Source organism: Nonomuraea diastatica, from assembly GCF_004349015.1.
GTDB classification, from domain to species: domain Bacteria; phylum Actinomycetota; class Actinomycetes; order Streptosporangiales; family Streptosporangiaceae; genus Nonomuraea; species Nonomuraea diastatica.
This window is the reverse complement of record NZ_SMKP01000080.1, coordinates 36,514-42,513: the sequence shown is the minus strand read 5'-3', so window position 1 is coordinate 42,513 and position 6,000 is coordinate 36,514. Positions and strand designations below refer to the sequence as shown.

General features: G+C 70.5%; 11 protein-coding genes. All 11 read right to left on the bottom strand.

Going from position 1 to position 6,000, the window contains the following annotated elements:
* Window positions 1-42: 42 nt before the first annotated feature.
* The 11 genes from E1294_RS52945 to E1294_RS52935 are packed head-to-tail and all read right to left on the bottom strand — an operon-like array spanning window position 43 to window position 5,732.
* A complete protein-coding gene (locus E1294_RS52945) occupies window positions 43-2,100 on the bottom strand; it encodes an ATP-binding protein (protein WP_165977488.1) in 2,058 nt (685 codons plus the stop codon).
* Window positions 2,100-2,504 carry a hypothetical protein gene (locus E1294_RS26590; RefSeq protein WP_132512689.1) on the bottom strand — a complete coding sequence of 135 codons (405 nt, stop codon included), beginning with the start codon at window positions 2,502-2,504 and terminating at the stop codon, window positions 2,100-2,102. Before E1294_RS26590 ends, E1294_RS52945 begins: the two co-directional genes overlap by 1 nt.
* The gene (locus E1294_RS26585; protein WP_132512687.1) at window positions 2,501-2,929 is read right to left on the bottom strand and encodes a hypothetical protein; all 429 of its coding nucleotides are present in this window, start codon (window positions 2,927-2,929) and stop codon (window positions 2,501-2,503) included. Before E1294_RS26585 ends, E1294_RS26590 begins: the two co-directional genes overlap by 4 nt.
* Window positions 2,930-2,934: 5 nt before the next feature.
* Window positions 2,935-3,228, bottom strand: coding sequence for a hypothetical protein (locus E1294_RS26580; RefSeq protein WP_132512685.1), 294 nt, complete (start codon window positions 3,226-3,228; stop codon window positions 2,935-2,937).
* Window positions 3,225-4,184: a DUF2637 domain-containing protein gene (locus E1294_RS26575; protein ID WP_165977487.1), complete on the bottom strand. Its 960-nt coding sequence runs from the start codon at window positions 4,182-4,184 to the stop codon at window positions 3,225-3,227. The genes E1294_RS26580 and E1294_RS26575 overlap by 4 nt, the downstream gene beginning before the upstream one ends.
* On the bottom strand, window positions 4,181-4,447 hold the full coding sequence (locus E1294_RS52940; protein ID WP_165977486.1) for a hypothetical protein: 267 nt from the start codon (window positions 4,445-4,447) through the stop codon (window positions 4,181-4,183). Before E1294_RS52940 ends, E1294_RS26575 begins: the two co-directional genes overlap by 4 nt.
* Complete coding sequence (locus E1294_RS26570) at window positions 4,444-4,830, bottom strand: RRQRL motif-containing zinc-binding protein (RefSeq protein ID WP_132512681.1); 387 nt, start codon at window positions 4,828-4,830, stop codon at window positions 4,444-4,446. Before E1294_RS26570 ends, E1294_RS52940 begins: the two co-directional genes overlap by 4 nt.
* Window positions 4,827-5,018: a hypothetical protein gene (locus tag E1294_RS26565; RefSeq protein ID WP_132512679.1), complete on the bottom strand. Its 192-nt coding sequence runs from the start codon at window positions 5,016-5,018 to the stop codon at window positions 4,827-4,829. The genes E1294_RS26570 and E1294_RS26565 overlap by 4 nt, the downstream gene beginning before the upstream one ends.
* Window positions 5,018-5,257 (bottom strand): hypothetical protein, encoded by a 240-nt coding sequence (locus E1294_RS26560; RefSeq protein ID WP_132512677.1) that lies wholly within the window; start codon window positions 5,255-5,257, stop codon window positions 5,018-5,020. Before E1294_RS26560 ends, E1294_RS26565 begins: the two co-directional genes overlap by 1 nt.
* Window positions 5,257-5,592 carry a WhiB family transcriptional regulator gene (locus E1294_RS26555; RefSeq protein ID WP_132512675.1) on the bottom strand — a complete coding sequence of 112 codons (336 nt, stop codon included), beginning with the start codon at window positions 5,590-5,592 and terminating at the stop codon, window positions 5,257-5,259. The genes E1294_RS26560 and E1294_RS26555 overlap by 1 nt, the downstream gene beginning before the upstream one ends.
* Window positions 5,589-5,732 (bottom strand): hypothetical protein, encoded by a 144-nt coding sequence (locus E1294_RS52935; protein ID WP_165977485.1) that lies wholly within the window; start codon window positions 5,730-5,732, stop codon window positions 5,589-5,591. Before E1294_RS52935 ends, E1294_RS26555 begins: the two co-directional genes overlap by 4 nt.
* Window positions 5,733-6,000 lie beyond the last annotated feature (268 nt).

Below are 6,000 nucleotides of genomic sequence, written 5' to 3'. Positions count from 1 at the left end.
CCGCCCGTGGCCCCGGAAGGGGGGCCACGGGATCTTGAGGGGTTAGGGCAGTTCGGGCCGGTGCTCCATCAGGTAGCGCTGGCGGTCGTCGTCGTAGGCGCCGATGACGCCGGCCTCCGACAGGCGCCGCATCTGTTTCTGGAACCACGCGCGGCTGATGTCGGTGGTCTCCCACAGCACCTTGAAGTCCCCGGTGCCGACATCGCGGGCGCCGTCGTCCCACAGTTCGTGCAGGCGGTCCATGAGCGCCGCGCCGCGCTGCTCCGGGGTCATCTTGGGCTCGGGCGGGGCGAAGGTCAGCGGCGGTTCCCCTTCGGGGAAGTCGCTGATCTCGTCGTCCAGGTCGACGGTGACCTCGGGGTCGGGGTCGTCGGTGTTCAGGTACTCGCCTGCGACGTTGCGCACCTCCTCATCGTCGTCGGGGTCGTCGTCGGCCGGGTCGGCGGCGGTGCCGTCGTTGAGGGCCGGGAGCGGGGCGGGTGCGGCCAGCGCGCTGGCGGCCAGCCGGGACAGGGCGGCGGTCATGGGGTCGATCTGCTTGTGGATAGCGGGGAAGGCGGCGGCGTGGGCGCGCATCTGCTCATGGGCGCGTTCGTCGTCGAAGGCGCCGGCGGCGCTCATGCCCCAGGCGTAGGTTCGCATCGGCATCGTGATCCGGTCATCGGGAATGGACGGGGCGTCCAGGTAGGCCATGCCGGGCTGCTTGTTGCTCCACAGCTCGGGGCGGCATCCGGCGTCTTCTTGGGCCTCGGACAGGCCGAAGGTGGCATCGGCGGCCGAATCGACGCCGAAGCACATCTTGGCCAGCTGGCCGCGGGCGATGGTGGGCATCTGGGTCCAGTCGCTGCGCTGAAGGCTGAGCACGACGGTGCCGCCCGCGCTGCGGATCGCCTTGATCAGCGACAGGAATTGTTCTTGCTGCTTGTCGGTCAGGGCGTCGTAGATGTCGGGGAACTCCTCCAGCCACAGCACCCAGTAGGTGAGCCCGCACCCTTCGGCCCACTTCTGCAGGCCCTTACCGGACAGCAGGTCGGTGCGCGGCTTGATCTTGGCCTGCATCTCGGTCAGCAGGTCTTTGGCGCCCTGCGAGGTGGTCTCCAGCCGGTGCAGGGCGGCCTTGAGCGGTCCGAGCGTCTGCTCCCCCTTGGTGATGTCGATGGCGAACACGGCCACGTCGGAGCGGGTGACGATCTCGGCGAGTAGGTTCCAGGCGCCGCCGATGGATTTGCCCGAACCGGTCTTGCCCATGATCTGCACGTGGTGGCCGACGATGACGTAGGCGACGTCGTCGAGGTCCTGCCACAGGCCGGGCCGTACCGGCGCGGCGATCGAGGCGCCGACGCGGGACGGGCCGGGCCAGGGAACGGGCTGCTTCATCACTCGAGGGTCGGAGATGACCACCTTGGCCTTGCTCGCGTCGTCGGGATCGACGCTGGTGACGATGGAGCCGGGCGGCAGCCCGATCCCCGACTCGACGTAGGGGACCTTCTTTTGCAGGTCGTCGGCGATCTGACGGCCTTCGGCAAGCTGGACTTCGCCGGTCACCTTGTGCGCGGATGCCTGGATGGTGCGGGCCTGCACCGTCGGCATGCCGGCCTTCTCGGCGCCGCGGCCGAACAGGAAGGCCAGCGGGTCGGCCGCCGCGCCGCCCACGTCGATCTGCTTGGTGCGGATGACGGTGCGGATGTTGAACGACAGCGCGAACGCCACCCCGCCGATCAGGATCAGCCGTCCGGTGACGGTGCTGGCGGGGCCGTTGATGGTGGCCGCGCACACCCACAGCCCACCCGCGAGGGTGGTCAGCGTGGTGTGCGCGCGCCCGGTCAGGCTGCGGGCGTGCGACTGACGCCAGGTCAGCGCGGTCAGCACGAGCACGCACGTCATGATGAGTGCGGTGGTCCAGGCGATCGTCTGCGGGTCGTCGCTGGCCAGGGTGAAGTGGAAGGCGGCGCCGAGGCCGAACAGCAGCACGCCGACCAGCCAGGGCGGGAAGTACAGCAGCGCCTTGGACACCTCACGGGTGGCCACCTGCTCCCAGGATGAGGAGTCCGGGACTGCGGGCAGCGTCGCGGGCGTCGGCGGGGTAGTGGTGCGGGCCATCAGGCTTCCTCCTTCCAGTTGAACTCGGTGCGCCGCTTTTCGGGCTTGGCCGGCGGCAGCACCTCCACGAACTCCTTGCGGAACTGGGCGTGGAACTTCACCAGCTCCACCCCGGCGCCGCGCTGGAGTTCGGCGGCGCGCTTGAGCCGCTTGACCACCCGGCGGGCGCGGCGGCGCACGTCCGGGGCGCCGAACACGCTCAGCACCGGGTGGCCCTTGAAGCTGCGGATCAGCACCGCGTACAGCTCATCGGAGCCGAGGGCGAACTCTTCACCGAGGTCACGGGCCAGGTTGCGGCCGACCTGGGCGTAGCGGGTGATCGCCGAAGGCCCCTCCCACGGGATCGATGACAGCTCGGGGATCCGGCTCCGGCCGGGTTTGGCGGTGTTGTCGGGAGTGCTCACGAAGGGTCTCCTTCCGGAGAAGCGGCATCGTCGTCGTTGCGGCCGGCGCCGTTGTCGTCGGCGGGCCGGGCAGAGGTGCGGGTTTCGCGTACGGCCTGGCGCAGCAACGCAGCCAGATAGACCAGGCGGCGGGTGCCGAGCACGGCGGCCACCAGCGCGTCGAGCGCGCCGAACAGCAGGGCGGCAAACGCCCGTATACGGGGCAGCCACGGCCAGACCAGCCAGCCGAACACCGCCCCGTACAGCCACCAGCGCAAGCCGTACACGTCCGGGACCAGTCCGGACACCAGCAGCAGCGCGGCCACCGCCACGGCGGTGCGCGCCAGCACACCGGCCGGGCGTACGGGACGGGCGTTGGCGGAGCCGGGGCAGGCCGTACGGGGGGCGGCGTCGGTGATGACGTACACCGTGCGGGGTTCAGTCACGACCATCACCGCCCCCCGCGTCGCGTACGGCCACCCGTACGCTTGCCGCCCGTACGGGGGGCCGTACCGGTGGCCGTACGGGTGGTGGGGGGATGCGACAGCCGTACGGCCAGTACGGCGAGACCGGTACGGATGAGCGGGGCGGCCATCAACCCGGCGGTGAAGCCGGACAGCCACACCGCCACCGAGGGCGGCCACGGGGTCAGCTCAGCGGCCAGCAGCCCGACTACGGCGGACAGCACGGCCAGGGTGACCAGGTTCCCCACCAGCAGTTCCAGGAAGTTGCGGCGGCGGCTCACTGGGCCACCTCATTCTCACTGGCGCCATGGCCGGTGTGCTGGTCAGCGTCGCCTGCGTCGGCGTCGGTGTCGTGGGTGCTGGTGGTGGACGGCTGATCGTGGGCGGCCAGCGCCCGCGCGTCCCGTACGGCCTTCTCACACCACGAGCGGCGATAGCCGGAACGGGCCTCAAGCTCGTCGTAGTCGGGCTCCCACCGGTTGCCGTCTGCTTCGGCCGTAAAGATCTGGCGCGCGAGTTCGGCGATGAAGGCCGTACGATCCACACGTTCCGTCCGCTCCGTACGGTCGGCCCGTACGGTGGCTAGCTCGACCACGCCCGTACGGGCGGCAGCCACCGCACGCGGCGCCGGACCCGTACGGGGCGTGTGCGGCACGCGCGTCACGTGCTCCACCCGTACGGGTTCCTCCCCCACGCCCGTCGGAGGTGACGGCTCTGCCGTAGGCGCGTCGTCCGTACGGACCGGAGCGGCGGCGGGTGCCGATTCCGATGCCGGTTCGCACGACGCCGGTTCGGTGGTGTCGTCGCGGGCACACAAGGCCATCAGGTGAGCCAGCGCACCGAGCGCCACCGGCGGCACCATGCTGACCGCCACCACCAGCACCCACCGGGAACTACCCAGGTGCAGCACACCGGCCTCCAGCGCGTGGTAGATAGCATTGCCGATGATGGACACCACCACCGCGCCGACCGCGTGGATCAGCGCGTGCTTGCGGGTCTCAGCGCTGTACTTGGCGTTGACGGTGATCCGGGTGGCCACCGCGCCGTAGGCGTCCACGCACAACGGCAGCAGCCACGACAGCGAGACCTCGAGACCGCCGGGCAGGGCCAGGGCGGCATCCCATCCGGCCAGACGGCCGAGTCCGGCTTGGGCGGTGAAGGAGGCGATGACCGCGGCGGCGGCCACCACGCCGACACCGCCGAGCGTCCACCAGTCGCGCCGGCGGGTGGTCTTCATGTGACCACCGCCGGGTGAACGGAGTAGTGCAGCACGACGCACTTGCCGCGCAGGTGCTCGGCGATGCGCTCCTTCAGCACGTGCGTCAGCAGGTCCAGGTGGCGCATGCCGACAGGGACGATCAGGTCGTGACTGCTGGTGGACACCTCCCCGTAGGCGGTCTGCACGGTGATGACCACGAACAGGGCGCGGGTTGCGCGCTCGGGGCTCGCGCCGTTGATGGACGGGGCGTTGCCCGTGTTGTTGGCTGGGGTGGTGGTCATGCGGCGGCGCTCCTTTCAGCGCAGTCGTTGCAGATACCGAGGTGGCGGGCCAGCACATAGCCCACGTCGCGCGTGCAGTCGGGGCACGTGCGGCGGGCGGCCAGGGCCTTGCCCAACGCGGCACGCTGCCGGGCGGTCGGGGTGCGCTTGGGCAACGCCAGCCGGACGTCATACAGGTAGGCCGCGCGCACCCCACCGCGGGCGCGGTAACGACGCGAGGCCCACAGGACCTGTCCCTGCACCTCCTGACCACCGGGGCGAAGCCCTCGCGCGGCCAGCTGGCGCAGGGTGAGCAGATGCGCCGGTGCCATCTGCCACGGCCAGGACGGCAACCCGTACCGCTTGCCGGCCGGGTCGAAGAATCGGGCCAGGATGCGGCTCACGACACGCCTCCCTCAAAGACGCGTGTCACCTCGGCCAGCCTCGCCAGCGTCTCTCCCAGCGCGCGGTGCCGGGGTCCGTCCTCGGGGGGAAGCCGGTACCCGTGCGTTTCCAGCGCGCTCACAACGTCGCTGACCAGCCCGAAGGTGAAGCGGGCATCCTCGCTGTGGGTGTTCTCGACGGTTGCCATCACGACCTGCCCCCGTCCTGCTGGGTGGTGGCCCAGTCCGGGGCAGGGCCGAAGCTGGCGGCCAGGGCGTTGCCGAGCGCCACCCACAGCGCCCACGCCTCATCGGCGGACATGCCGGCGCGCTGGTTACCGATGCACAGGTACACCGGGTAAGAGCCGCCGGTGCGCACGGTGATCCGCGCGATCCCGGACTTGTTCCACGGCGCCGGCGCCGTGACGGTGAAGTAGCGGACATCCATCACGCCACCCCCCGCACCGCATCCGGCGACACCGGCGCGGCCATCTCGCGGAGTTCCTCGGGCGTCAGCCCCGCCCAGATCCCCGACGCCGGACGCATGTCCAGCGCGGAGAACAGACACGAGGCCCACACCGGGCAGCCCGCGCACACCTCACGGGCCACCTGCTCCCGCGCCGCCCGCTCGTCGGCGGGCTCATCGGCGAAGGCGTCCGGGCCGGTGTGCAGCTCAGGGTCGAACCGGCACGCGGCCTCATCGGCCAGATGCCGCGGCGTGCCCGCGGTGACCGCGGCCAGCAGCGCGAGCGCCGGACGCTTCCCCGGCAGGTCGGCGCTCATTTGCCGGCCTTTGCGGCGCCGTTGTTGCCCTGACAGATCGGGCACGGATACGGGCCGGAACCGGGGTTCCAGATCATGCCGTTGCGGCAGGCGGGCGGGCAGTAGTCCGACTTGGTCATGCCGCAGAAGCGGGTCATCATGGTGAAGCTCCTTCTTTCGCTTGCAGCGGGTGGGAGTTGAGGGGCGGCCCCGCGTCTTGGCGGATAGGGGTCGCCCTGAACTCTGTGGTCTCACACCTCAACTGGTGCGCACCAGTAGTAGACAACTGGTGCGCACCAGTGTCAAGCTCTTATCGAAAATCGCGGCCATCTGCACCACTCAAGTGAACGTCGGTTGGGGCTGGGGGACCATGTACTAGCCCTGAACTAGCCCTGCACTAGCCCTGCACTAGCCCTGCACTAGCCCTGC

Excerpts from the sequence above, each read along its gene's own strand:
- E1294_RS26575 (WP_165977487.1), bottom strand. The coding sequence starts at position 4,184 with ATGAAGACCACCCGCCGGCGCGACTGGTGGACGCTCGGCGGTGTCGGC.
- E1294_RS52945 (WP_165977488.1), bottom strand. The coding sequence starts at position 2,100 with ATGGCCCGCACCACTACCCCGCCGACGCCCGCGACGCTGCCCGCAGTC.
- E1294_RS52940 (WP_165977486.1), bottom strand. The coding sequence starts at position 4,447 with ATGACCACCACCCCAGCCAACAACACGGGCAACGCCCCGTCCATCAAC.
- E1294_RS26565 (WP_132512679.1), bottom strand. The coding sequence starts at position 5,018 with ATGGCAACCGTCGAGAACACCCACAGCGAGGATGCCCGCTTCACCTTC.
- E1294_RS26560 (WP_132512677.1), bottom strand. The coding sequence starts at position 5,257 with ATGGATGTCCGCTACTTCACCGTCACGGCGCCGGCGCCGTGGAACAAG.
- E1294_RS26555 (WP_132512675.1), bottom strand. The coding sequence starts at position 5,592 with ATGAGCGCCGACCTGCCGGGGAAGCGTCCGGCGCTCGCGCTGCTGGCC.
- E1294_RS52935 (WP_165977485.1), bottom strand. The coding sequence starts at position 5,732 with ATGATGACCCGCTTCTGCGGCATGACCAAGTCGGACTACTGCCCGCCC.